This window comes from Pseudomonas sp. ICMP 8385, from assembly GCF_002699915.1.
Lineage (GTDB): Bacteria > Pseudomonadota > Gammaproteobacteria > Pseudomonadales > Pseudomonadaceae > Aquipseudomonas > Aquipseudomonas gessardii.
In genome coordinates this window covers 121,340-143,751 of the sequence record NZ_LKBY01000013.1, presented here as the reverse complement: position 1 = coordinate 143,751, position 22,412 = coordinate 121,340, and the positions used below count along the sequence as shown (strand labels likewise).

Sequence of the window (22,412 nt, the reverse complement as noted above, 5' to 3'; positions counted from 1 at the left end):
TTACTCCTCTGCCCCGGCAGCTGAATGCGAATTTGCGTCCGTCCCTTCCACAGCAGCCACTTCTTTCTTCTCGTGCTTGACCGGCTTGCCTGGCTTCATCCCTTCATACTTATCGATGATTTTCTGAAACAGGTCCGGCGTGTACGAGGAGTACAGCTCTACAGGGTTGTTCTGGCTTGGCTTGGCAAGGGCTTCGTATTCAGCTTTTTCAAGCTGTTTTGGTGAGCTCTTGGCTTCTTGTACCCAGGCGTTGAAGTCTTCCTGGGTGGTGGCGATTGCTTTGAATTTCATGCCGGTAAAGCCCGCGCCACTGTAGTTGGCGGAGATACCGTCGAGCTCGGCGTTCTGGTTGGCAATCAGGTGCAGCTTGGTCTGCATGCCCGCCATCGCGTAGATCTGGCCACCCAGGCCCGGGATGAAGAACGAGTTCATCACCGCGTCCGAGGTCACTTTGAAGTTGATCGGGGTGTTGGCCGGGAACACGATCTTGTTGACGGTGGCGATCCCTTGCTCGGGATAGATGAACAGCCACTTCCAATCCAGCGCGACCACTTCGATAGTGATAGGCGCCACGTCGGATTCCAGCGGACGGTAAGGGTCCAGCTCGTGGGTCGACTTATAGGTGATGTAACCCAGGGCGATGATGATGAGTACAGGGACCAGCCACACCGCGATCTCGATCTTGGTGGAGTGCGACCACTTCGGCGCGTAGGTCGCCTTGGTGTTGGACGCGCGGTATTTCCAGGCGAACGCGAAGGTCATCACGATCACCGGCACCACGACCAACAGCATCAGCAAAGTGGCGGTGATGATCAGGTTACGTTGCTCCACGCCGACCTGACCCACAGGGTCGAGCAGCGTCCAGTTGCAGCCTCCCAGCAATAACATGCCGAAAAGCGGCACTATGCCTAGTAATCGGGTGTACCTGTTTTTACTCATCTCACGACCTCTAAAGCAGCTTGCGCAATGCAGTTGGGTTTTGATCGCCAACACTTCACCCTGCCAAGGGTTGGCATTTCTCTTCGATTGAATAAGGGCCTGCCCGGCGCTTCATGCGCTGATCGACACGTCCAGGTCTGGCGGTGAATTCTTATTCGATTTCGTTGGTCAAAGGCCTTGTTACAGACCAATTCCATTTGGTGCGGATAGTTGAAAGGCTGCCGGCACCTGGGGTCGCATGAAGCAATGTTTCCGCCTCTCGACCGCCCTATTTGCTCAGGGTTGAGCAGCACCGGACACTCAGTGCGGGCGATTGTAGTTAGCTAGCGATGTATAAACCATGACTTATAAAGAAATAATTTTTATCGATTCCAGCAATAATCCTGCGCCATTGTTGCAAAGGTTCGGGATCGTATCGCGTTTGATTCTCAACAAAAACCACAAAAAATGCCGTGTTATTGCCCATTATGTCGCACCCGGGGGCCCTCGCCAGGGTCGCCAAACCCCAGGCAAGCCCACTGAAAACAAGGCATTCACAGATCACTGGATGTTCTGTAGGGCACGCCGTCTGCGGGGTCGACCAGGGTAGAAAGTGACAGCTAAAAGTGCCTGGCCACTGGTCGATTAAGCGTCGTGGCGCGAGGTGGGAAACGTCCTGCGACACCTTCAGTGTGACAACGTGTCGCACGTTGCGCGTAACCATTCTTGTCCAGCGTCACGGCCGCTTTATAAAATGCCCACACACAAAAACGCCCCGGCCTGCATCCGCAGGGCCGGGGCGTCTTGTCGAACGATTTAAGCGTTGTGCTTGCGATTGCGGTAAATGCCCAGCGGCACCAGGATCACCGTCAATACGAACGCCACCAGCGCCCACTGGGCCAGGGACAAGCCCAGCACCGGCGGGTAGGGCGTGCTGCAGAAACCATCGACCTGGAAGCCCAGGGGGAAGATCTTGGCCAGGGGCAGGTCATCGACAATCGGCTGCAGCACGTCGATGCCACAGCTGATGGCCGGATAGAACTGGGTATACACATGATGCCCGGCGGCCGCGACGCCCCCGAGGGCGCTGAGCACCACCAGCACTTCAAAGACCGTGACACTGCGCTGGGTGCGCATGGCCGCGCCGATAAAGGCAAAGAGCGCAATCAGCAACAAGGCATAGCGCTGCAGGATGCACAGTGGGCATGGCGCTTCGCCCAGCACTATCTGCATATAGAGCGCACCACCGATCAGCGCCAGGCAGATGATCCCCAGCAACACCAGGAAGCGCCGCTCGCGCCCCAACCGCATTTCGTCAATCATCCCCGTTTCCCTTTGCCTAATGATGGTTGTGCCAATGGCCGCAAGTTTACACGCAGGAGGTGAAAATTTAGCAGTAGGCAGCGGGATCTTAGACAGGGGCGGGTTAACGACACATTAATGGGATGGTCTTTCGGACGCCATCGCGGGCAAGCCCGCTCCCACATTTGAATGTATTCACAAGTCAAATTGTGGGAGCGGGCTTGCCTGCGATGGCGGTTTAAAGACCTGCGGCTTATTCCAGCGCCGCCGCCGGCCCGAAGAACTCATACCGGCTCTGCTTCTCCGGCACGCCCAGGGCCTTGAGGTGACGCTTGACCGCACTCATAAAGCCCTTGGGCCCCAGGAAGTAGGCATCCACATCACGTTCCTCGGGTAGCCAGGCCGCCAGTTGTTCCTGGGTCAGCATGCCGATTTTGTCCGCCGCCGGGCTGACGCCGTCGTCTTCGGCATAGCAGTAGAAGCGCTGCAATTGCGGATGACGTGCAGCCAGGGCATCAACCCAGTCACGGAACGCATGCACACTGCCATTACGCGCGCAGTGGATAAAATGCACCGGGCGCTCGGTGGCCAAAGCCGCTTCCAGCATCGGCAAGGTGGGGGTGATGCCCACGCCGCCGCTGATCAGCACCAGGGGTTTGTCGCTGGGCACCAGGGTAAACTCCCCCGACGGCGGGAACAGGTCGATAGTCGCGCCCACATGCATCTGGTCATGCAGGTAATTGGACACACGCCCGCCCGCTTCGCGCTTGATGCTGATGCGGTACAGGCCGGCATCGGTGCGCGCCGACAATGAATAGTTGCGGCGCACTTCTTCGCCATCGATCAGCAGCTTCAAGCCAATGTACTGGCCGGGCTCGGCGGCGAGGATCGGGCCGTTGTCCACCGGGGCAAAGTACAGGGAGATGATTTCACTGCTCTCCTCCACGCGCTTGACCAGCAAAAACGGGCGCGCCCCGCGCCAGCCGCCAACGGCCTGGGCTTTTTCGTCGTAGATGGCGCTTTCTGCACCGATCAGGATATCGGCCAACTGACCATAGGCCGCGCCCCACGCGCTCATCACTTCAGGGGTGGCGATTTCGTCGCCCAGCACCTCGGAAATCGCCCGCAGCAGGCAGCTGCCGACAATCGGGTAATGCTCCGGGAGGATTTGCAGGGCCACGTGCTTGTTGATGATCTTGGCCACCAGGTCGCCCAACTGATCCAGTTGGTCGATATGCCGGGCGTACATCAGCACGCCATTGGCCAGGGCCCGGGGCTGGTCGCCGCTGGCCTGGTGGGCCTGGTTGAACAGCGGGCGCACTTCGGGGTACTCGGACAGCATCATGCGGTAGAAGTGGGTGATCAGGGCTTCGCCACCGCTTTCGAGCAGTGGCACAGTGGACTTGACGATGGCACGGTCTTGAACGCTAAGCATGGGAGACTCCTGAGCCTTTGAGGCTTCTGACTGACTGCCTTGTGATACTCAGTATTCATGCCAACTAATAATTCGTTATTTATCAATAGGTTAATTTAAAAGTAGTCAATATGACTTCCTACACCTTATAGTCATTAGGACTACAAGGAGTCATTATGACTGCACACTCCCTGCTCACGACCCTACTGCCACTGGTGGCCGACCTGTCCCGCGAACTGCCGGAAGGCGAGCGCTACCGACGCCTGCTGCAAGCCATGCGCACCCTGCTGCCGTGCGATGCCGCCGCGCTGTTGCGCCTGGACGGCGAATGGCTGGTGCCGCTGGCCGTGGACGGCCTGAGCCCGGACACCCTGGGCCGACGCTTCAAGATCAGCGAACATCCGCGCTTTGAGGTGCTGTTGAGCAGCCCCGGCCCGACCCGTTTCGACAGCGACAGCGAACTGCCCGACCCCTACGACGGCCTGGTCGATGGCCTGCACGGGCACCTGGAGGTCCACGACTGCATGGGCTGCCCGCTGTTTGTCGACGACCGACCCTGGGGCCTGCTGACCCTGGATGCCCTGGACATCGAACGTTTCGAGCGCGTGGAGCTGGACGCCTTGCAGGCCTTTGCCAGCCTCGCCGCCGCCACGGTCAATGTGGCCGAACGCATGGAACACCTGGCCCTGCGCGCCGAGGACGAACACCAGCGCGCCGAAATCTATCGCCAGGCCAGCGGCCAGCAGCACAAGGAAATGATCGGCCAGAGCAAGACCCACAAGCGCCTGGTGGACGAAATCAAGCTGGTGGGCGGCAGCGACCTGACCGTGTTAATCACCGGCGAGACCGGGGTGGGCAAGGAACTGGTGGCCCAGGCCATTCATGCGGCCTCGCCCCGTTCTGAAAAACCGCTGATCAGCCTCAACTGCGCCGCGCTCCCGGAAACCCTGGTGGAAAGCGAGCTGTTCGGCCATGTGCGCGGCGCCTTTACCGGCGCGCTGAACGAGCGCCGGGGCAAGTTCGAGCTGGCCAACGGCGGCACCTTGTTCCTCGATGAAGTGGGTGAGTTGTCGCTGACGGTCCAGGCCAAGCTGTTGCGGGTCTTGCAAAGCGGGCAGTTGCAGCGGTTGGGTTCGGATAAGGAGCATCAAGTGGACGTGCGCCTGATCGCCGCCACCAACCGCGACCTGGCCGAAGAGGTGCGCAACGGCCGCTACCGCGCCGACTTCTATCACCGTTTGAGCGTATACCCCCTGCAAGTCCCGGCCTTGCGTGAACGCGGGCGCGATGTGTTGCTGCTGGCGGGGTTTTTCCTTGAGCAGAACCGCTCACGCATGGGCCTGGGCAGCCTGCGCCTAACCAGCGATGCCCAGGCGGCGTTGCTGGCTTATGGCTGGCCCGGGAATGTGCGGGAGCTGGAACACTTGATTGGCCGCAGCGCGTTGAAGGCCCTGGGCAATTGTCGGGAGCGGCCGAAGATCCTCAGCCTCAGTGCCAAGGACCTGGACTTGCCCAATGAGTCTGCGCCCTTGATAGAAGAGCCCGCCGAGATCGCGGTGGTGACCGGCGATCTGCGCCAGGCGACCGAGCACTACCAACGGCAAGTCATCGGCGCCTGCCTGGAACGCCACCAGCACAACTGGGCCAGCGCCGCCCGCGAACTGGGCCTGGACCGTGCCAACCTGGGGCGCATGGCCAAGCGCCTGGGCCTGAAGTAACACCGATCACACTGTGGGAGCTGGCTTGCCAGCTCCCACATTAGATCTTCTTACACATTAGGTTTGCTTCGGTTGCAAAAGCGGGCTCACAGGCGCAATCGCCCGCGGCTTACGAAACACCAACACATTCCCCAGCATCACCAACACCAACCCGGCCAGCGCCGGGGCGGTCCATTGGTAGCCCTCGAACAGCGCCGAGACGTTCAGTGCCACCACCGGGAACAGCACCGTGCAATACGCCGCCCGCTCCGGGCCCATGCGGCCGACCAGGGTCAGGTACGCGGTAAAGCCGATCACCGAACCGGGGATCACCAGGTACAGCAACGAGCCGATATAGCGGGTGTTCCATTCCATCTCAAATGGAATGCCCTGCACTACGCAGTACAGCGCCAGCATCGACGCACCATAGGCCATACCCCAGGCGTTGGTGGTCAACGGCCTGAGCCCGGCTTTCTGTTGCAGGCTCGACAGCATATTGCCCGCCGAGAAGCACAGGGTGCCCAACAGGGCCAGGCCCAGGCCCAGCAGTGTCTCGGGGCTGGCGGTGTGCCCGGCCAGTTCCGGCCAGAACAGCAAGCCCAGGCCCAGCAGCCCGAGACCACCGCCCAGCAAGACATTGCGCGCAACTTTCTGGCCGAAGAACACCCGGGCATTCAACGCATTCCACAGTGTCGCGGTGGAGAACACCACGGCCACCAGGCCACTGGGGATCCACTGGCTGGCCGTGAGAAAGCACATGAAATTCACACAAAACAGGCACAGGCCCTGGGCCAGGCAGATCAGGTGCCCACGGCGGTTCATCACCTGCAGTTTGCGACTGAGCAGCAGCAACCCAAACAGCACCAGCGCCGCCAGGCCGAAGCGATAGACAATCGAGACCGGAATTTCCACCACGCCCAATTGCCACTTGAGGGCAATCCAGGTAGTGCCCCAGATCAGCACGGTCAGTAAGTACAAGGATAGGTTCATGGCGCACTCCGGTGGTTGAGCCACAGTGTCGCCCCGCCTTGCTGCCGGGCACTTGCAGATTCTTGCGCTTTTGTCGGGCCGGGGGCTCACAGCGCCGGCCGCCGGGAGTAGGATGCAAGGCGTCGGAGAGAGCCCCCATGTCTGCACTGGAAAACCTGCAAGTCTTCAAAGCCCTGAACAGCTCGCCCAACGCTCGCCTGGAGCTGTGCGCCGAGCTCGGCGATGGCTTGTCCGCCGCTTTATGGAGCAACCACCACGACGCCCAGGATTACCAGGCCCCCAGCCATCACACGTTGTCCTGCTATGTGGGCGGTGGCACCGGGACGTTCCGCCGTGGCCAGCCCGGCACCAAGGGTGGCCCCGACAAATTGTGCATCCTGCCCGCCGAACATCAGTCGGCGTGGGTGATCAACGGCGAAATCCGCCTGGCCCATGTGTATTTCAGCCCGGAGCAATTCGCCCTCGGTTGCATCACCCTGCTGGACCGCGAACCCCGTGCCCTGCAACTGCGTGAAAGCACCTTCCTCGAAGACCCGCAGCAAGCGCGGCGCTTTCACCAGTTGATCCGTCTCAATTGGCAGGAGCCGGCCGAACGCCTACTGACCAGTAGCCTGGCCTTTGAAATGCTCAACCACGCCTTGCTCAGCCAGGTTGGCCTGCGTGAAGGGTTGCGGGTCAAGGGCGGGCTGGCAGCGCACCAGCGCCGGCAGTTGGTGGACTATATCGAGCAGCAACTGGCCGAGCCGATCAGCCTGGGGCAACTGGCGGGGCTGTGCGCCTTGTCGCAATACCACTTTGCGCGGATGTTTCGCGAAAGCTTCGGCCTGCCGCCCCATCAATATGTCCTGGCCCGCCGCCTGGCGCGGGCCCAGGCCCTGTTGCGCAGCGGCTCATTGGCCCTGGGGGAGATTGCCCTGGCGTGCGGGTTCTCCAGCGCCAGCCACTTTACCAACCGGTTTCGCCAGGCGATGGGGGCGACACCGGGGGAGTATCGGCAGGCGTTCCAACCCTAGAGGCCCGACACAAAACCAATGTGGGAGATGCCCGCTCCCACATTTTTTGATCGGGTTTCAATCCAGGCGTTGCGCCAGGACCACAGCCAGTCGATCTTCCACAGCCTTGATCCGACTGCCCTCCACCACATAGTTGTTGGTCAACATCGAAAACACCAACTGCCGCCCATCCGCATCGGTGATGTAGCCCGTCAACGAAGACACCCCACCCATCGACCCCGTCTTGGCCCGCAGGTTGTTTTGCGCCGCTGTCCCGCGCAGGCGGTAACGCAGGCTGCCGCCGTCCAGGCGATCCGGGTTGCCGGCGATGGGCAGCGCGGCGTACCAGGCGTTGAACCACGGCTGTTTGCCCATGGCCAGCAACAGATCGGTGAAGTGCTGCGCCGACATCAGGTTACGTCGCGACAACCCCGAGCCATCCACCTGGTTCAACGTTGCCGGGTCCAGGCCCTGGCGCTTGAGAAAGCCGGCCACCGCCGCAACCCCGGCTGCCGCCGTACCGGCATTCGCCTGCTGGCGCCCCATGGCCTTGAGCAATGCTTCGGCCATGCTGTTGTTGGACAGTTTGAGCAAGGGCCTGATCAATGCCTGCAAGGGTGCCGATTCGTGCACGGCCAGCACGGTTGCCGTCGCCGGACTCTCACCGCCGATCACCCGCCGCCCCTGCACCGTGATGCCCTGCTCTGCCAAGGCCCGCTCAAACAGATTGGCCACCAGTTGCGTCGGCTCCCACACGCTGACCCACTGACGACTTTGCGTCCCCGGTTTCAAGGCGCCACTGAGGCGCAGCAAGTTGCTGCCATGCTGGCGATTGAGCCCATAGCTGTTGCCCGGGCCGCTGACCGCCAGGTTACTCAGTTGCACATAATCGGTAGGTGGGCTGAGGGTGACGCCCAGCGGCTGGCCGACCGTCGCGGGTGCCCTGGCCGTGACGATCAAGGTGCCCGCATCAAAATCAGCATTGGGCGACACGGTCAGCGCGGAAATCTGTGCGCCGTAATACTTGTCTTCGTCATCGTGGGCCCAATCCACCCCCAGGCGCTCGGCGTCGAACCAGCTGTCATCGAACACCAGGTCGCCCTGGATCTGCCGGATCCCCTGCGCGGCCAGGTTCGCCGCCAGGGCCTGGTAGTCCGCCCACTGGATCGTCGGGTCGCCCAGGCCTCGCAGGTACAGATTGCCCAGCAGGCGCACGCCCTGTTGGCGGCCATTGCTCAACAATTGCGTAGAAAACCGATACTGCGGGCCCAGCACATCCATGGCCGCCGCCGTGGTCAGCAGTTTCAGGCTGGAGGCCGGCACCAGCCGCGTGCGCGGGTTGTGCTGGTACAGCGTGCTGCCACTGCGGGCATCACGCACCATCAATGAAACGCTGGCACCGGCCAGGGCCGGGTCGGCCAGCAATTGGTCCAGCGCCTGCTCGCGGGTGTTTGAGGGCGTGGCACAGCCACCCAATAACAGGCTCACGCCCACCAGCATTGCACTGGTATGTATCCATCGTCCCCACTGCATCAACACGTCCCGGCCATCATCAAAGAGCGCAACGCTAGCAGCTCAGGCCGCCAGCGTCATCGCCTGCGATAGCCCGGCAGCCCGTCCGACGATTCTGCGCGTGGGTGATCCTGGGACTCGGGCGGCGTGGTGATCATCAACGGGTTCAGAGGGTCGCCAAAGCCGCAACGGGGCTGGCCAGCAACCCCACGCCCGCCAGGATCAAGGCCAGCCTTGGCCGATATGGCAACAGCAACACCAGCAACAGCCCACTGAGCATCAATACCGCGCACCAGTCCACCAGGCCCCGGCTCCAGCCGGCCAGGTGCACCGCCGGCCAGATCGACAGCCCCAACAGCAACCACCCACCTACGCGCAACCCCAGGCGCCGCTGTGGCGAGGGCTTGCTGTGCAGCAACTCGCCGTGGTGACGGTCCAGGGACAGGCACAGCGCAACAAAGCCTGCGTAGCACAGCAACAAGGCCAGCAACATCAGTGCACCTCGCCTTTAAGGGCCAGTGGGCGGCTGCGCTCGGCCCGGGGTTGAGGGGCGCTGCGCAGCTGCATCTTCCACGCGGCCCAGGCCAGGAACACACCGCTGCCCAGGCAGGTCAGGTCAAAGCCGGCCATGGCCCAGTCGCCCTTGGCCAGCGATACGCCCAGGTGCTCGGACGTGGTCAACGCGTTGAGCAGCGGCACGCCGATAAACAGCACGGCGCCCAGGCCCAGTTGCTCGACCCAGGCCCGGCGGCCACGACGCAGCATGGCGTGGAGCAGGGTCAGGCCCCAGGCGATAAAGAAGCTCTGCACTTCCCAGTCCGAGCGCTCGGCGAAGGTCGCCGGCAGCAGGCGATTGGCCCAGAAAAACACGGCGATGGCGATGACCAGCCCGGACATGCTGGCAATGTTCAGCACTTCCACCAGGCGCAACTCAAACGGCATCACTCCCGTTTTTACATGCTTGAGCTGACGCTTGCCCAGCCAGATCACCAGGCCAGTTCCAATCATCGCCGTGCCCGCCAGGCCGCAGATAAAGTACAACCAACGCAACACCGGGCCGGCGAAATGGCCCATGTGCAGGCCATAGAAGCTGCCGCTGATCGCCATTGGCAGCGACTGTTCGGCACTCACCCGCAGCAATTGGCCGGTGGTGCCATTAAAGGACACGGTGCTGCCGAAATCATGCACTACCCGGTCGGAGCCGGCGCGGGAGACATTGACCGAGGCATTCACATCGCCAGGGTTGTTCACCGCCAGCCGCCCCACATGCCCACCGTCCCACTGCGCCCGCGCCTGTTCCACCAGCGGCGCCAGGGGCAGCAGTTTGCCCGGCTGGCCAAGGGCTGGCGCGTTGTTGGTGGCCGGGAACAGTTCATTGAAGAAGGCGCGGGTGCCGCCGTCATAGGACGCAAGGATGCTGGCGGGCATGACCATGGTCATGAAGATCACCAGGCTGCTGTAGGTGATCATCAGGTGGAACGGCAACACCAGCACGCCGACCGCATTGTGCCCATCGAGCCAGGAGCGCTGGCCCTTGCGCGGGCGGAAGGTGAAAAAATCCTTGAAGATTTTCTTGTGGGTGATGATCCCGGTAATCAGCGCGACCAACATCACCATCGCCGCGATGGTCGACAACCAGCGGCCCCAGGGGTGGGGCATCTGCAACTGGAAGTGGAACCGGTAGAAGAACTCGCCGCCCATGGTTTCCCGGGCCTGGAGTTGTTCGCCGGAGATCGGGTCGAGCATTTTCTCGATGAAATTGCCGCGCCGGCCGGGGTCGACCTGGTCTTGCCACATCACCGACAAACCGGGGTCGCGGCTGTTGGGCAGGCCGATAAACCACCGCGCCGCCGTGGGGGCGTGCTGTTCCAGGTAGCGTTGCGCCACGGCCACGCTGCGCCCATCGTCCACCGTATGCGCTGGCACTTCCGGTTGCATCCAGTGGGTGATTTCGCCCTTGAAGTAAGCCAGGGTGCCGGTGAGGAAAATCGCGAACAGCAACCAGCCGAAGATCAACCCGGTCCAGGTGTGCAACCAGGCCATGGCCTGACGGAAACCCTCTTTCATGGCTGTGCCATCCAGTAGGCCAGGCCAGCCAGGGTGGCCAGTATCGCGCAGGGCACCAGCACGCCAAACCAGGCGCGGGCCGCACTGCGGCAGGCAAAGCACCAGATCACCGCCAGCAGGTAGAACACAAAGGAACTGAGCATGCCGCTGACCACGGCATCGACACGGGCGATGGGCAGCCACAAGGTCAGGCACACGCTGGCCAGGGACGCCAGCACATAACCGCCGACAACAGCCGCCAGCAGCCGCGACGTCACACCGAGCCGATAGGAAAGAGGAAGGGATGCTTTGCTTTTCATGCCAGTGGCACCTGGTTTATCAGGGGCTGGAGTTTAATGATAATTATTCTTATAAGCAAAAGAGAACGGATGAAGCGGGCACCACAATCAAATGTGGGGCCAGCTCCCACACAAGCCAGCCCACAGGGTTCTGTGGCGACGATAAAAGCGGCTATCGGTCTTATGCAGATTGCCGAATGCCACCCGCCACCCTACAATGCGAACAATTCTCGTTATCTAACGCATGCAGATGCTGCCGGAGTGCTCGCGTTGCGGCCGTCCAATCCTGTCGAAGTCCTGTATCACGACCATCACCACTGGCTGACCGGCTGGTTGCGATGCAAGCTCGGCTGCCCGCACAGCGCCGCCGACCTGGCCCAGGACACGTTTATCCGGGTATTGACCGCCCGCGAAACCCCGACGCTGATCGAACCCCGCGCCTTCCTCACCACCATCGCCAAGCGCGTGCTGTTCAACCACTACCGCCGCCAGGACCTGGAGCGCGCCTACCTCAATGCCCTGGCGCAAATGCCCGAGTTCGCCGCCCCATCAGAAGAAGAGCGGGCCATTATCCTGCAAACCCTGATGGAGCTGGACCAGTTGCTCGATGGCTTGCCCGTGCCGGTCAAGCGCGCCTTCCTGCTGGCCCAGCTCGACGGCTTGACCTACGCACAAATCGCCGCCGAACTGGGGATTTCCATCGCCACCGTCAAACGTCATCTGAGTAAAGCCGCCATGCGCTGCTATTTCGCCCTATGAACCCCGCCGCGAACGTCTCGCCCCAGGTCGCCGAGCAGGCGGTACAGTGGCTGATTCAAATGCAGCAAGGCCCGCTCAACCCGCGCCAGCAGGCCAACTGGCAGCACTGGCTGCAGGCCCACAGCGAACATCAACGGGCGTGGGAGCATATTCAGCGGGTCAACCAGCGCCTGCGCGGCATGCCCTCGCCCCTGGCCCATGCCGCGTTGAACGCAGCGCAATCGAGCAGCCGGCGCCAGGCCCTGAAACTGCTGCTGGTCCTCGGCGCCGGCTCGGCGGCCACCTGGGGCTTGCGCCAGCAACACTTGATCCCGCCGTTGACCGCCGACTACCGCAGCCCCTTCGGCCAGCGGCGCAAAATGCAACTGGCCGATGGCAGCCAACTGCAACTCAATACCGCCAGTGCGGTGGATGTGCAATTTGACGGCCCGCGACGCCTGGTCCGCCTGCTCGAAGGCGAAATATTGCTGCGCGCCAACACGCCGTTGCAGATCATCACCGGCCAGGGCCTTGTCACCACCCAGGCGGCGCAGGTGAATGTGCGCCAGTTCAACGACCACACTCAGGTTGCCGTGCTGGATGGCCAGGTCGAGATTACACCCAGGTCCTACAGCGGCCTGCCCCTACCCCTGGAAAAATCCCACCAGGTCAACCTCACGCGCAAAGGCTGGGATACCCCGCGCCCTACCGATGCCAACAGCGCTGCCTGGGCCGACGGCATGCTGGTGGCCTCGCACATGCGCCTGGCAGATTTCCTCGCCGAAGTGAGCCGTTATCGCCGCGGCCAATTGCAGTGCGATCCGCAGGTGGCCAACCTGCTGATCTCCGGCAGCTACCCGCTGGACGACAGCGAACGCATCCTCGACCTGCTGCCCATCAGCCTGCCGGTCAAAGTGCGGCGGTTTACCCGCTATTGGGTCAGCGTCGAAGCCCGCGCCTGAATTATTTTCAGGCACCCGTGAGCCGTTTTCCGTACCTCGCGTGACAGAGAGGGAAAGCCAGCCAGTTTCCCACCTCTGAGGAACATTCTTCATGCCCCAGCACCCGACTCGCCTGACGCCACTTGCCCGCACGCTGCGCCACTTGCTGCTGGGCGCCAGCCTCAGTTTCAGCGCCCTGCCCTACGCCTTGGCGGCCGAGGCCAAGCCTTATCACATCGCCCCAGCCTCCCTGGAAGCCGCGCTGAATCAATTTGGCCGTGAAGCCGGCGTGCTGATTTCCTTTGGCTCGCAAGTGACCGCCGGCGCACAAAGCCAGGGCCTGACAGGCAACTACACCACCGAGCAAGGCCTGGACGCACTGCTCAAGGGCACCGGCCTGCAAGCCCGCGCCGAAGGTCACAATGCCTACAGCCTGCAACCGCTGAATGCCCCGAGTTCCCTGGAACTGGGCACCTCCACCGTGGTGGGCGACTGGCTCGGCGATGCGGCGCAGACCAATGTCTTCGAGCACCCCGGCGCCCGCGATGTGATCCGTCGCGAAGAGTTCGAGCGCCAGGGCGCGACCCAGGCCCGTGATGTGCTCAACCGCATTCCCGGGGTCAATGCGCCGGAAAACAACGGCACCGGCAGCCACGACATGGCGCTGAACTTCGGCATTCGCGGGCTCAACCCGCGCCTGGCGTCGCGCTCGACAGTCTTGATGGACGGCATACCGGTGCCTTTCGCGCCGTATGGCCAACCGCAACTGTCGTTCGCGCCAGTCAGCATGGGCAACATGGATGCGGTGGACGTGGTGCGCGGTGGTGGCGCGGTACGTTACGGCCCGCAGAACGTCGGCGGCGTGGTCAACTTCGTGACCCGGGCCATTCCCGACGCGCCGACGGTCAAGGGCGGCCTGCAGACCGAGACCAGCCCATCCTCCAGCCACGATGGCTTCAAGACCACCGGCAACCTGCTGGCCGGCGGCACCGCCGACAATGGCCTGGGTGGCGCGCTGCTGTATTCCGGCACCCGCGGCGGCGACTGGCGCGAACACAGCGACAGCCAAATCGACGACCTGATCCTCAAGGGCCACTACCAACTGGATGAGGCCAACAGCTTCAATGCCATGGCCCAGTACTACGAAGGTCAGGCCGATATGCCCGGAGGCTTGAGCACGGCGGCCTACAAGGCCGACCCGTATCAGTCCACCCGTCCCTACGACAAATTCTGGGGCCGCCGTACGATGTTCAACGTGGGCTATCGCTACCAGGAAGATCGTCGGGAATTCACCGTCAACAGCTTCTTCACCAAGACCTTGCGCAGCGGCTATCTGGACCAGGGCAGCTTCCTTTCGCTGTCGCCGCGCGAGTATTGGGTACGCGGCCTGGAAACCCGCCTGGCCCAGGGCTTCGACCTCGGCCCGAGCAGCCACGAGGTCGGCGTAGGCTACCGCTACATCAACGAGGCCGGGCACGAATTGCGCTACCGCACGCCGATCAGCGCCAACCAGCAACTGCCCAACACCGACAGCCGCAACGACCGCGACACCCGGGGCGGCACCGAAGCCAATGCGTTCTTTATCGATGACCGGATCGATATCGGCAAATGGACCGTGACCCCGGGCATCCGCTACGAGATGATCAAGTCCCAGCAGACCAACAACCTGACCAACGTCAAATACAAGGGCGACTACAACACTGCCCTGCCGGCGTTGAACGTGCTCTATCACCTGACCGACGAGTGGAACCTGTACGCCAACACCGAAGGCTCCTTTGGCAGCGTGCAGTACAGCCAGATGCCCAACCGCGTGAGCAGCGGCGCGGTCAAGCCGGAAAAGGCCCGCACCTGGGAAGTCGGCACGCGCTACGACAATGGCGCGCTGCGTGCAGAAATCGGCGCGTTCCTGATCAACTTCGACAACCAGTACGAAAGCAACCAGACCAACGACTCGGTGATCGCCCGGGGCGAAACGCGGCACCAGGGCATCGAGTCCAGCCTCAACTACGCCCTCGACGGCTTGAGCCCGGCGCTGGCCGGCTTTGATGTGTACGCCAGCTACGCCTATGTCGATGCAACCATCCGCGAAGACGGCCCGAACAAAGGCAACCGCGTACCCTTCTCGTCCAAGCACAAAGGCACCCTGGGCGTGGGCTACACCGAAGGCCAATGGAAGTTGAACCTGGACAGCACCTACCAGAGCAGCCAGTTCGCCGACAACGCCAACACCCAGGCCGAAAGCGCCGATGGCAGCACTGGACGCATCCCCGGCTACATGCTGTTCAGCAGCCGCGCGGCCTACGACTTCGGCCCGCAGTTGTCGGATTTGAATGTGGCGGTGGGGGTGAAGAACATCTTCAATACCCAGTACTTCACCCGTTCGTTTGACGATAACAACAAAGGCAAATACGTGGGAGAACCGCGGACGGTGTATGTGCAGACGTCGGTCGCGTTCTGACGGCCGGACTGCTGGCTCCTACATTGAAAATGTGTATTGAGCACAAACAAAAACGGGCCTGCATCTGCAGGCCCGTTTTGTCTGGGGTTGAAAAACTCTCAGCAATCAGCTGTTAAGCGCAGCCTGTTCGTTTTCCAGGAATTCCTCTTCAAGCCCGGCTTCATCGACTTGGTTGTTGGGCGTGCGTTTCTCTGCACGCGGCTTGCCTTGCAGTCTGCCGAACAGATGCTCCAGCGCGTTATCCAGCTTGGTGGCCGCCCCGTCGATCGCTTGTTCCAGGGTGTCGGCTTTATGGATGACCGAAATCGGTTGATGGCCCTTTGGCCGCGCTTCCAGGCGGCAACTCAAATCGTGGGGGCCCGGCTTGTCGCCGTTCTCATCCTTCAAAAAGACTTCAATGCGGGTCAAGTCTTCTTCATAACGTTCGAGCGTGCTCTCAATGGTAGTACGTACCCACTCCTCCAGTCGGATGCTGCTTTCAATATGGTTATCGCTGTTGACTAGGATTTGCATAGTGTTTCCCTTATTTCAGCTAGCTCGCCAGAGGTCACAACTGCAACACCGATGCGGTGAAACCATGACCTCTTAACTACACAATTGAGCACCTGACGGAACAATTCAACCCCTATGCAAAGATAAATCCCACATTACAAATTAAGTCTGACAACCGCCCAAAGCACTGTTATGGTCGGGAGTTGGGTGCCCCCGCGCACCGGCGAAAATCCTCACAACTGCCCCTCGCCCAAGGGGTGCAACCCGCGAAAAATCCCCGCCTCTTCCACCAGCCAATCATGCACCGCACGCACACCGGGATGGTTCAGCGCGCCTGGCGCATACAGCAGCACATAGCGCTTGTGGTTCGGCACCGCGAGGCCAAAGGGCACGATCAGCGTGCCACGCTCCAACTCATCATTGAGCAGGGTGCGCCGGGCAATCGCCACGCCCATACCAGCAATGGCGGCCTCGATGGTCAGGTGGTTGCGGTTGAAGGTGTGCCCACGCCGTACATCGGCGTCGTGGTAGCCGATAGCATTCAGGTAAAACTCCCACTCGGCGTATTCATAACTCCCACGCCAGGCAGTGATGTCGTGCAACAGCGGGAAATAGGCCAGGTCGGCCGGGCCGTGCAACGGCGGGCGCCCGCGCAACAGGCTCGGCGCACACACCGGGAAGATCTGCTCATCGAGCAAGGCTGTGGATAACAAACCCGGATAGCTGCCGTCGTTGAGGTCGATGGCCAGGTCAAAGTCGCCTTCGTGCAAGGCCATGCTGCTGTCTTCGGCCACCAGGCGCAGTTGGATATCCGGGAAACGCTGCTGCAAGCGCGGCAGGCGCGGCGTCAGCCATTTGCCGAGGAATGACGGAATCGAACGCAGACGCAAAGTGCCGCTGATCATCCCCGCATCCAGGCGCTGCAGCTCGGCATCAATGCTGCCGTAGGCCTCACTCACCGTAATCGCCAACCGCTGCCCCTCGGCGCTCAGCTCCACGCCACGTGCCCGACGATGAAACAGGCGAAAGCCCAGGCGCTCTTCCAATTGGCGAATCTGCTGGCTGACCGCCCCCGGCGTGATGTGCAGTTCTTCGGCGCAACGGGTGAAGGATAAATGCCGTGCGGCGCAGGCAAAGACGTGCAGCCAGACATAGGTCTGGGCATGAAGCGGGCGAGCCATAGCGTTTAGTCCTGCTAAAGGGTGTCTTAGGATAATTCGTTGGTCAGTGCCGATCCAGAGGCTCAGTATCGCGCCACTTCCGCTTGTCCTACAAAACATGGCAGCGATTCCTACTCCATTGCTTGTAAGGCTTTAGCATGGCTATCAGCGTTTTTGATCTATTCAAGGTGGGCATCGGCCCGTCCAGCTCCCATACCGTGGGGCCCATGCGGGCAGCGGCAACCTTCGCCCAGGCCCTCGCCGACCAACAATTGCTGGAGCACACCCAGCGCGTGGAAGTGCGCCTGTACGGTTCACTGTCCGCCACCGGCGTGGGCCATGCCACCGACCGTGCCTGTGTGATGGGGTTGATGGGCGAATGGCCAGATCGGGTTGACCCCACCTCCATTGGCCCGCGCATCCAACAGTTGCGCGAATCAGGCCGCTTGTTGCTTGGCGGCACCCAAGAAATTTCCTTCAACTGGCAGCACGATCTCCTGCTGCTGGAGGAAAGCCTGCCCTACCACCCCAACGCCATGTCCCTGCATGCCTACGGGGCAAACGGCCTGCTCAGCGAACAGACCTACTACTCGGTGGGCGGCGGTTTCATTATCGAGGCTGCGGAAGCCGAGTCGGGTATTGCTCCCACCAGCGATGTAGAACTGCCCTACGACTTTTCCAGCGCCGTCGAACTGCTGGCCCTGTGCAACACGCATGGCCTACGGGTCTCCGAACTGATGATGGCCAACGAACGCGCCTGGCGCAGTGATGCAGAAATCCGCAGCGGCCTGCTGCATATCTGGTCGGTGATGCGCGAGTGCGTCGAACAAGGCCTGCGCGATGAAGGCATCTTGCCCGGCGGTTTGGATGTGCCGCGCCGCGCCGCCAAACTGCACCGCAGCCTGCTGGAAATCGGCAAACCGAATGTGATCACCTCGACCCTGTCGGCCATGGAATGGGTCAACCTGTTCGCCCTGGCCGTCAACGAAGAAAACGCCGCCGGTGGGCGCATGGTCACCGCCCCCACCAACGGCGCAGCCGGGATCATCCCGGCGGTGTTGCACTACTACATGAAATTCAACGCCGACGCGTCTGATGATGATGTGGTGAATTTCTTCCTGGCGGCTGCCGCCGTCGGCATCCTGTGCAAGAAAAACGCCTCGATCTCCGGTGCCGAAGTCGGCTGCCAGGGCGAAGTCGGTTCGGCCTGCGCCATGGCCGCCGCAGGCCTGGCGGAGATCCTCGGCGCCACCCCCGAGCAACTGGAAAACGCCGCCGAAATCGGCCTGGAACATAACCTCGGCCTGACCTGCGACCCGGTCGGCGGCCTGGTCCAGGTGCCCTGTATCGAGCGCAACGCGATCGCCGCCGTCAAAGCCATCAACGCCACGCAAATGGCCCTGCGCGGCGACGGCAAGCACTTTATCTCCCTTGACCGGGTGATCCGCACCATGCGCGATACCGGCGCCGACATGCATGACAAATACAAAGAAACTTCACGGGGCGGCCTGGCGGTCAGCTGGGTGGAGTGCTGAGGAGCACTGCTACCCGCCCCCTACGTGAGCCCGCGCAAAAATAATAACGAGGCAATAACGATGACCGATGTACGTACACCTGCTGCCGAAAACCCTGTTGTAGAACACACCGTGACAACGGGCTGGAGCAAACACGACACCACCTGGATGCTGGGCCTGTACGGCACCGCCATCGGTGCCGGCACCCTGTTCCTGCCGATCAACGCCGGAGTCGGTGGCTTCTGGCCGCTGATCGTGCTGGCGCTGCTGGCCTTCCCCATGACCTTCTTCGCCCACCGTGGGCTGACGCGCTTTGTGCTGTCGGGCAAATCCGGCGACATCACTGACGTGGTGGAAGAACATTTCGGCGTCGGCGCCGGCAAGCTGATCACCCTGCTGTACTTCTTCGCCATTTTCCCGATCCTGCTGGTGTACAGCGTCGCGCTGACCAACACCCTCGGCAGCTTTATGGAACACCAACTGCACATGACCCCACCGCCACGGGCGATCCTGTCCCTGGTGCTGATCCTCGGCCTGATGGCCATTGTGCGGTGCGGCCAGGGCGTGATCGTCAAGGCCATGAGCGTGCTGGTCTACCCCTTCGTCGCCGCCTTGCTGTTACTGGCGCTAAGCCTGATCCCCAACTGGAACGGCGCGTTCTTCGCCTCGGCGAGCGAGGGCATGCCCCTGCCGGTGTTCTTCAACACCCTGTGGCTGGCGATTCCGGTGATGGTGTTTTCGTTTAACCACTCGCCGATCATCTCGGCCTTTGCGGTGGACCAGAAACGGGTGTACGGCGCCCAAGCCGAACGCAAGAGCAGCGGTATCCTGGCCATGGCCCACGGCATGATGGTGCTCACGGTGATGTTCTTCTGCTTCAGTTGCGTACTGGCGCTGTCACCCGCCGACCTTGCCGCCGCCAAGGCACAGAACATCTCGATCCTGTCCTACCTGGCCAACCACTTCCAAACCCCGGTCATCGCCTATGCCGCGCCATTGATCGCGCTGGTGGCCATCACCAAATCCTTCCTCGGCCACTACATTGGCGCCAGCGAAGGCTTCCAGGGCCTGCTCGTCAAGTCCCTGCGCGGGCGCAACCGCACCCTGTCGGCGCGCTGGCTGGAACGTTGCACCGCCGTGTTCATGATCCTCAGTTGCTGGGCCGTCGCCACGTTCAACCCCAGCATCCTGGGCATGATCGAAACCCTCGGCGGGCCGATCATCGCGTGCCTGCTGTTCCTGATGCCGATGTACGCCATCCGCCGCGTCCCCGCGTTGCGCCAGTATTCGGGCCAGGTGTCGAATGTGTTTGTGGTGTTGGTGGGGCTGATTGCGCTGTCTGCGGTCATTTTCTCGCTGGTGCCCTGAAACGTCGCACACAGCGGTGATCAAATGTGGGAGCGGGCTTGCCCGCGATAGCAGTGGGTCAGTTGATAAGTATTTGACTGACCCACCGCAATCGCGGGCAAGCCCGCTCCCACAGGGGTAGCTCGTCGTCTGAAAGATTCCTGTACGGCACGCCCCTTGCTGTACACCCTCTGAAGGAAAACGGAGCTTGTGACCGGTGGTCAGGCAACACGAACCAATCGCCCTACCGGTCGTCAATCAGTGCATGTTCTTATCAGGCGGTAACGCACCATGGACAATCCTTTTCAGCTGATCACCGACACGTTCACCCCACAATACCGGGTCAACCTGAGTATCCAGCGCCTGGACGGCAGCATCCTGCTGACCCTCTCCGACGACAACGGCGTGGTCGCCAAACGCATGATCAGCGCCGAACAGCGCAACGACCCACAACGGCTCAAACGCCTGGTGCAAAGCGTGCAATGGGGCATTGCCATTGAACAGGGCCACAGTGCCATGGAGATTTTGGCGATGATGACCGACGGCGACAGTCACCAACTGTTGCAGCGCCCGCCCAGCAACCGGCCGCCAGTCACGGCCGGGCTCTGACTCAGGACTCGGACTTGTCCTTGACCGATGGGTAACGCGACGAGGCAAAACGCACCACCAGGATGGCGAACGCCAACAGCAGAATCCCACCACACAGGTAAATGATCCCCAGGTCCGGGGCATTGTGGTGGGATACGTCGCCGATCAGCAGGCGGGTCAATGCGGTGATTGCCACGTAAAGCAGGAAGCGGATCGGCATGTGGTTGGTCTTGAAATAGATCCCCACCATGGCGCCCAACTCCAGGTAGATAAACAGCAGCAGGATGTCATCCACGCTGATGCCGCCTTTTTGCAACATATCGATAAAGGTCATTATTGCCGCATAGGCGGTGATTGCACCGATGCCAAACAGCGCCAGGTAGTGAAACGCCTCCACCGCCAGGTTGCCCAGGGAATCGGCATTCGCGTGCAGGCTTTTGCGCACTTTTTCGGCCCACTTCATTTCTGTCATTGCTCACCACCACTGTTTAAAAAATAGCCAACTATTTGCCACTGCCTAAGCCAGGCTTCGACTCGCGGGGGATAATGCCCGTTTGGCATGACGATTTCTCTGCATGCAGAAAGAAGGCCAGAGATTGCAGAATGAGATGATGGTGGAATGACAGGAGACACGCATACAAAAAAACACATTAACTCTGAGCATCCGAGAGGCAGGTTTATCAGGGATACCGTTGGCGCGCGTGCAAGACCGAGAGTACCCGGATGTAGTCCGTCACTTGATAGACAACCAGATAATTTGGATGAACCACCATCTCCCGCGTGCCGATAACCCGTCCGGGTCGGTAAAGATGGGGCCTACGGGACAGAGCCAGTACAGAGGCTTCTATTGCCTGGTTAAGCTCGAGCGCTGCAATTGAATTGCGGTCGCTGATGTAATCAATAATTTGCCGGAGTTGCACCCGCGCTGCGGGGGCCCACTCAATCAGCATCGCCTTTCTTGCGTTTGGATTCGATCAGTGCGCGCATCTCTGCCATCACCTCATCATGAGGAATACCTGGCCTTGGGTCATCAAGAGCGGCTTGCACCTTGGCACGAAACCAGCGGTCATAGCTGTCAGCCTGCTCTTCAGTATCTGCGGGGGTAGCAGAAGAAAAGGAAGTGTCCATAAAAGCCTCCGTTGTCGATGAAGAAGGAGTCTAGTCGCTGACGTTTTTACTGTCGTGCTCCAAGCGATGAAGTGAGTAACAGAAAAACTCGAAGACCACGCGACTACTTCCTGGATCGCTCCCGTGAACAAGGGGACGATCCAGGTTGTGAGATTACGCGGGTGCGACCTGCTCCAGCGCTCGGTCAACCAGTAAACCACCCATCTCCACCAACTGGTGAATCGCCAACAGCAAGCTGCGCTGTGAGCCATCAAGATCAAAAGCCAGTGTGCTTGCCATTTCACGGGCGCTATTCAAGGTTTCGCTAGCGTTGACCAGCAAGGTTTGCGTATCAGCCCGAGGCGTTACGCTGAAAAGCGTCGCGGGGGGCTCCGGAGCAGGTTGAAGCGATTCAGACCGCAAGTAGTGATCAATGGCCCGATTGGCAGCCGCTTGCAGCCGAGCGTCATTGCGTGAGTTGTCTGGGGGGTTGGGGGAGTTCTTTTTCATGGCGTATCTCTTCTTGATCGAATGGAGATCCACCGCCGTCTGCCGCCAAGCAGATTGGGTGACGGATTGCACAAGGTTGGCGGACCGGTAAGAAGAAACCCAGCACCCCGAAGGGTCCCTGCGCAACCCGCCATGACATAGGAAAGCAGGCGTTAAAACGCCAGCAATCTTGTTGGGGGTCGTTGCGCTATCTTCTACCGGGCCGCCAAGCCCACTCGCTGCATACGCAGCGCCCGAGGAAGGTAAGCCACCGGACAAATCCAGCGCAACCCCGGCAAGTTGTCAGAAATTTCCGTTGTAGCAAACCCCCATTTCCCAACTACATTAAAAAGCTGCTACCCAAACCCCATGGATTGGCTTATCCTTTTAGCTGTATATAAATACAGT

General features: G+C 61.2%; 22 protein-coding genes and 1 pseudogene. 9 read left to right on the top strand and 14 right to left on the bottom strand.

Annotated elements, in window-relative coordinates:
- Positions 1–939, bottom strand: a complete 939-nt coding sequence (gene cyoA, locus AO268_RS04490; RefSeq protein ID WP_076962783.1) for a ubiquinol oxidase subunit II — start codon at positions 937–939, stop codon at positions 1–3.
- A gap of 27 nt (positions 940–966) precedes the next feature.
- Here cyoA and AO268_RS33500 point away from each other — a divergent pair.
- A pseudogene (locus tag AO268_RS33500) lies at positions 967–1,181 on the top strand (hypothetical protein).
- Between the two features lie 553 nt (positions 1,182–1,734).
- On the opposite strand, the gene AO268_RS04480 reads toward AO268_RS33500, so the two are convergent.
- Positions 1,735–2,241, bottom strand: coding sequence for a disulfide bond formation protein B (locus AO268_RS04480; protein WP_076962784.1), 507 nt, complete (start codon positions 2,239–2,241; stop codon positions 1,735–1,737).
- 232 nt (positions 2,242–2,473) lie between these two features.
- The gene (gene hmpA, locus AO268_RS04475; RefSeq protein ID WP_076962785.1) at positions 2,474–3,655 is read right to left on the bottom strand and encodes an NO-inducible flavohemoprotein; all 1,182 of its coding nucleotides are present in this window, start codon (positions 3,653–3,655) and stop codon (positions 2,474–2,476) included.
- Positions 3,656–3,810: 155 nt separating this feature from the next.
- Here hmpA and norR point away from each other — a divergent pair, with 155 nt between their 5' ends.
- A complete protein-coding gene (gene norR, locus AO268_RS04470; protein WP_076962786.1) occupies positions 3,811–5,352 on the top strand; it encodes a nitric oxide reductase transcriptional regulator NorR in 1,542 nt (513 codons plus the stop codon).
- Positions 5,353–5,409: 57 nt separating this feature from the next.
- Here norR and AO268_RS04465 read toward each other — a convergent pair whose 3' ends face one another.
- On the bottom strand, positions 5,410–6,321 hold the full coding sequence (locus AO268_RS04465) for a DMT family transporter (protein ID WP_099167995.1): 912 nt from the start codon (positions 6,319–6,321) through the stop codon (positions 5,410–5,412).
- Positions 6,322–6,458: 137 nt separating this feature from the next.
- Here AO268_RS04465 and AO268_RS04460 point away from each other — a divergent pair, with 137 nt between their 5' ends.
- Positions 6,459–7,334, top strand: coding sequence for a helix-turn-helix domain-containing protein (locus AO268_RS04460; RefSeq protein WP_076962788.1), 876 nt, complete (start codon positions 6,459–6,461; stop codon positions 7,332–7,334).
- 57 nt (positions 7,335–7,391) lie between these two features.
- On the opposite strand, the gene dacB is transcribed toward AO268_RS04460, so the two are convergent.
- From dacB to AO268_RS04440, 4 genes are all read right to left on the bottom strand, one after another.
- Positions 7,392–8,846 carry a D-alanyl-D-alanine carboxypeptidase/D-alanyl-D-alanine endopeptidase gene (gene dacB / locus AO268_RS04455; protein ID WP_099167994.1) on the bottom strand — a complete coding sequence of 485 codons (1,455 nt, stop codon included), beginning with the start codon at positions 8,844–8,846 and terminating at the stop codon, positions 7,392–7,394.
- Positions 8,847–8,991: 145 nt separating this feature from the next.
- On the bottom strand, positions 8,992–9,318 hold the full coding sequence (locus tag AO268_RS04450; RefSeq protein WP_099167993.1) for a DUF3325 domain-containing protein: 327 nt from the start codon (positions 9,316–9,318) through the stop codon (positions 8,992–8,994).
- A complete protein-coding gene (locus tag AO268_RS04445; protein WP_099167992.1) occupies positions 9,318–10,892 on the bottom strand; it encodes a PepSY-associated TM helix domain-containing protein in 1,575 nt (524 codons plus the stop codon). Before AO268_RS04445 ends, AO268_RS04450 begins: the two co-directional genes overlap by 1 nt.
- Positions 10,889–11,191 (bottom strand): DUF3649 domain-containing protein, encoded by a 303-nt coding sequence (locus AO268_RS04440; protein ID WP_099167991.1) that lies wholly within the window; start codon positions 11,189–11,191, stop codon positions 10,889–10,891. Before AO268_RS04440 ends, AO268_RS04445 begins: the two co-directional genes overlap by 4 nt.
- 249 nt (positions 11,192–11,440) lie before the next feature.
- Between AO268_RS04440 and AO268_RS04435 the strand changes: the two genes are divergently transcribed.
- The 3 genes from AO268_RS04435 to fecA all read left to right on the top strand — a co-directional run bounded on the left by AO268_RS04435 (position 11,441) and on the right by fecA (position 15,307).
- Entirely contained in the window at positions 11,441–11,929 is a 489-nt protein-coding gene (locus tag AO268_RS04435) for a sigma-70 family RNA polymerase sigma factor (protein ID WP_099167990.1), read from the top strand.
- Positions 11,926–12,870 carry a FecR domain-containing protein gene (locus tag AO268_RS04430; protein ID WP_099167989.1) on the top strand — a complete coding sequence of 315 codons (945 nt, stop codon included), beginning with the start codon at positions 11,926–11,928 and terminating at the stop codon, positions 12,868–12,870. Before AO268_RS04435 ends, AO268_RS04430 begins: the two co-directional genes overlap by 4 nt.
- A gap of 91 nt (positions 12,871–12,961) precedes the next feature.
- On the top strand, positions 12,962–15,307 hold the full coding sequence (gene fecA / locus AO268_RS04425; protein WP_099167988.1) for a TonB-dependent Fe(3+) dicitrate receptor FecA: 2,346 nt from the start codon (positions 12,962–12,964) through the stop codon (positions 15,305–15,307).
- Positions 15,308–15,412: 105 nt separating this feature from the next.
- On the opposite strand, the gene AO268_RS04420 is transcribed toward fecA, so the two are convergent.
- Together AO268_RS04420 and AO268_RS04415 are read right to left on the bottom strand one after the other, a co-directional pair.
- Positions 15,413–15,820: an HPF/RaiA family ribosome-associated protein gene (locus AO268_RS04420; protein WP_099167987.1), complete on the bottom strand. Its 408-nt coding sequence runs from the start codon at positions 15,818–15,820 to the stop codon at positions 15,413–15,415.
- 212 nt (positions 15,821–16,032) lie between these two features.
- On the bottom strand, positions 16,033–16,980 hold the full coding sequence (locus AO268_RS04415) for a LysR substrate-binding domain-containing protein (protein WP_099167986.1): 948 nt from the start codon (positions 16,978–16,980) through the stop codon (positions 16,033–16,035).
- A 137-nt stretch (positions 16,981–17,117) separates the two neighbouring features.
- Here AO268_RS04415 and AO268_RS04410 point away from each other — a divergent pair, with 137 nt between their 5' ends.
- From AO268_RS04410 to AO268_RS04400, 3 genes are all read left to right on the top strand, one after another.
- Positions 17,118–18,494 carry an L-serine ammonia-lyase gene (locus AO268_RS04410; RefSeq protein WP_099167985.1) on the top strand — a complete coding sequence of 459 codons (1,377 nt, stop codon included), beginning with the start codon at positions 17,118–17,120 and terminating at the stop codon, positions 18,492–18,494.
- A gap of 60 nt (positions 18,495–18,554) precedes the next feature.
- Complete coding sequence (locus AO268_RS04405) at positions 18,555–19,841, top strand: serine/threonine transporter (RefSeq protein ID WP_076962799.1); 1,287 nt, start codon at positions 18,555–18,557, stop codon at positions 19,839–19,841.
- 270 nt (positions 19,842–20,111) lie between these two features.
- Positions 20,112–20,429, top strand: a complete 318-nt coding sequence (locus AO268_RS04400) for a DUF3509 domain-containing protein (protein WP_076962800.1) — start codon at positions 20,112–20,114, stop codon at positions 20,427–20,429.
- A 1-nt stretch (position 20,430) separates the two neighbouring features.
- Here the strand turns inward: AO268_RS04400 and AO268_RS04395 are convergent, their stop codons facing one another.
- The 4 genes from AO268_RS04395 to AO268_RS04380 form a co-directional block, all read right to left on the bottom strand.
- The gene (locus tag AO268_RS04395; RefSeq protein ID WP_076962801.1) at positions 20,431–20,880 is read right to left on the bottom strand and encodes a phosphate-starvation-inducible protein PsiE; all 450 of its coding nucleotides are present in this window, start codon (positions 20,878–20,880) and stop codon (positions 20,431–20,433) included.
- Between the two features lie 208 nt (positions 20,881–21,088).
- Positions 21,089–21,358 (bottom strand): type II toxin-antitoxin system RelE/ParE family toxin, encoded by a 270-nt coding sequence (locus tag AO268_RS04390; protein ID WP_076962802.1) that lies wholly within the window; start codon positions 21,356–21,358, stop codon positions 21,089–21,091.
- The gene (relB, locus tag AO268_RS04385; protein WP_076962803.1) at positions 21,348–21,536 is read right to left on the bottom strand and encodes a type II toxin-antitoxin system RelB family antitoxin; all 189 of its coding nucleotides are present in this window, start codon (positions 21,534–21,536) and stop codon (positions 21,348–21,350) included. The genes AO268_RS04390 and relB overlap by 11 nt, the downstream gene beginning before the upstream one ends.
- 153 nt (positions 21,537–21,689) lie before the next feature.
- The gene (locus AO268_RS04380; protein ID WP_076962804.1) at positions 21,690–22,025 is read right to left on the bottom strand and encodes a DUF6124 family protein; all 336 of its coding nucleotides are present in this window, start codon (positions 22,023–22,025) and stop codon (positions 21,690–21,692) included.
- Positions 22,026–22,412: the final 387 nt, after the last annotated feature.

Excerpts from the sequence above, each read along its gene's own strand:
- cyoA (WP_076962783.1), bottom strand. The coding sequence starts at position 939 with ATGAGTAAAAACAGGTACACCCGATTACTAGGCATAGTGCCGCTTTTC.
- AO268_RS04480 (WP_076962784.1), bottom strand. The coding sequence starts at position 2,241 with ATGATTGACGAAATGCGGTTGGGGCGCGAGCGGCGCTTCCTGGTGTTG.
- hmpA (WP_076962785.1), bottom strand. The coding sequence starts at position 3,655 with ATGCTTAGCGTTCAAGACCGTGCCATCGTCAAGTCCACTGTGCCACTG.
- norR (WP_076962786.1), top strand. The coding sequence starts at position 3,811 with ATGACTGCACACTCCCTGCTCACGACCCTACTGCCACTGGTGGCCGAC.
- AO268_RS04465 (WP_099167995.1), bottom strand. The coding sequence starts at position 6,321 with ATGAACCTATCCTTGTACTTACTGACCGTGCTGATCTGGGGCACTACC.
- AO268_RS04460 (WP_076962788.1), top strand. The coding sequence starts at position 6,459 with ATGTCTGCACTGGAAAACCTGCAAGTCTTCAAAGCCCTGAACAGCTCG.
- dacB (WP_099167994.1), bottom strand. The coding sequence starts at position 8,846 with ATGCAGTGGGGACGATGGATACATACCAGTGCAATGCTGGTGGGCGTG.
- AO268_RS04450 (WP_099167993.1), bottom strand. The coding sequence starts at position 9,318 with ATGTTGCTGGCCTTGTTGCTGTGCTACGCAGGCTTTGTTGCGCTGTGC.
- AO268_RS04445 (WP_099167992.1), bottom strand. The coding sequence starts at position 10,892 with ATGAAAGAGGGTTTCCGTCAGGCCATGGCCTGGTTGCACACCTGGACC.
- AO268_RS04440 (WP_099167991.1), bottom strand. The coding sequence starts at position 11,191 with ATGAAAAGCAAAGCATCCCTTCCTCTTTCCTATCGGCTCGGTGTGACG.
- AO268_RS04430 (WP_099167989.1), top strand. The coding sequence starts at position 11,926 with ATGAACCCCGCCGCGAACGTCTCGCCCCAGGTCGCCGAGCAGGCGGTA.
- fecA (WP_099167988.1), top strand. The coding sequence starts at position 12,962 with ATGCCCCAGCACCCGACTCGCCTGACGCCACTTGCCCGCACGCTGCGC.
- AO268_RS04420 (WP_099167987.1), bottom strand. The coding sequence starts at position 15,820 with ATGCAAATCCTAGTCAACAGCGATAACCATATTGAAAGCAGCATCCGA.
- AO268_RS04415 (WP_099167986.1), bottom strand. The coding sequence starts at position 16,980 with ATGGCTCGCCCGCTTCATGCCCAGACCTATGTCTGGCTGCACGTCTTT.
- AO268_RS04410 (WP_099167985.1), top strand. The coding sequence starts at position 17,118 with ATGGCTATCAGCGTTTTTGATCTATTCAAGGTGGGCATCGGCCCGTCC.
- AO268_RS04405 (WP_076962799.1), top strand. The coding sequence starts at position 18,555 with ATGACCGATGTACGTACACCTGCTGCCGAAAACCCTGTTGTAGAACAC.
- AO268_RS04400 (WP_076962800.1), top strand. The coding sequence starts at position 20,112 with ATGGACAATCCTTTTCAGCTGATCACCGACACGTTCACCCCACAATAC.
- AO268_RS04395 (WP_076962801.1), bottom strand. The coding sequence starts at position 20,880 with ATGACAGAAATGAAGTGGGCCGAAAAAGTGCGCAAAAGCCTGCACGCG.
- AO268_RS04390 (WP_076962802.1), bottom strand. The coding sequence starts at position 21,358 with ATGCTGATTGAGTGGGCCCCCGCAGCGCGGGTGCAACTCCGGCAAATT.
- relB (WP_076962803.1), bottom strand. The coding sequence starts at position 21,536 with ATGGACACTTCCTTTTCTTCTGCTACCCCCGCAGATACTGAAGAGCAG.
- AO268_RS04380 (WP_076962804.1), bottom strand. The coding sequence starts at position 22,025 with ATGAAAAAGAACTCCCCCAACCCCCCAGACAACTCACGCAATGACGCT.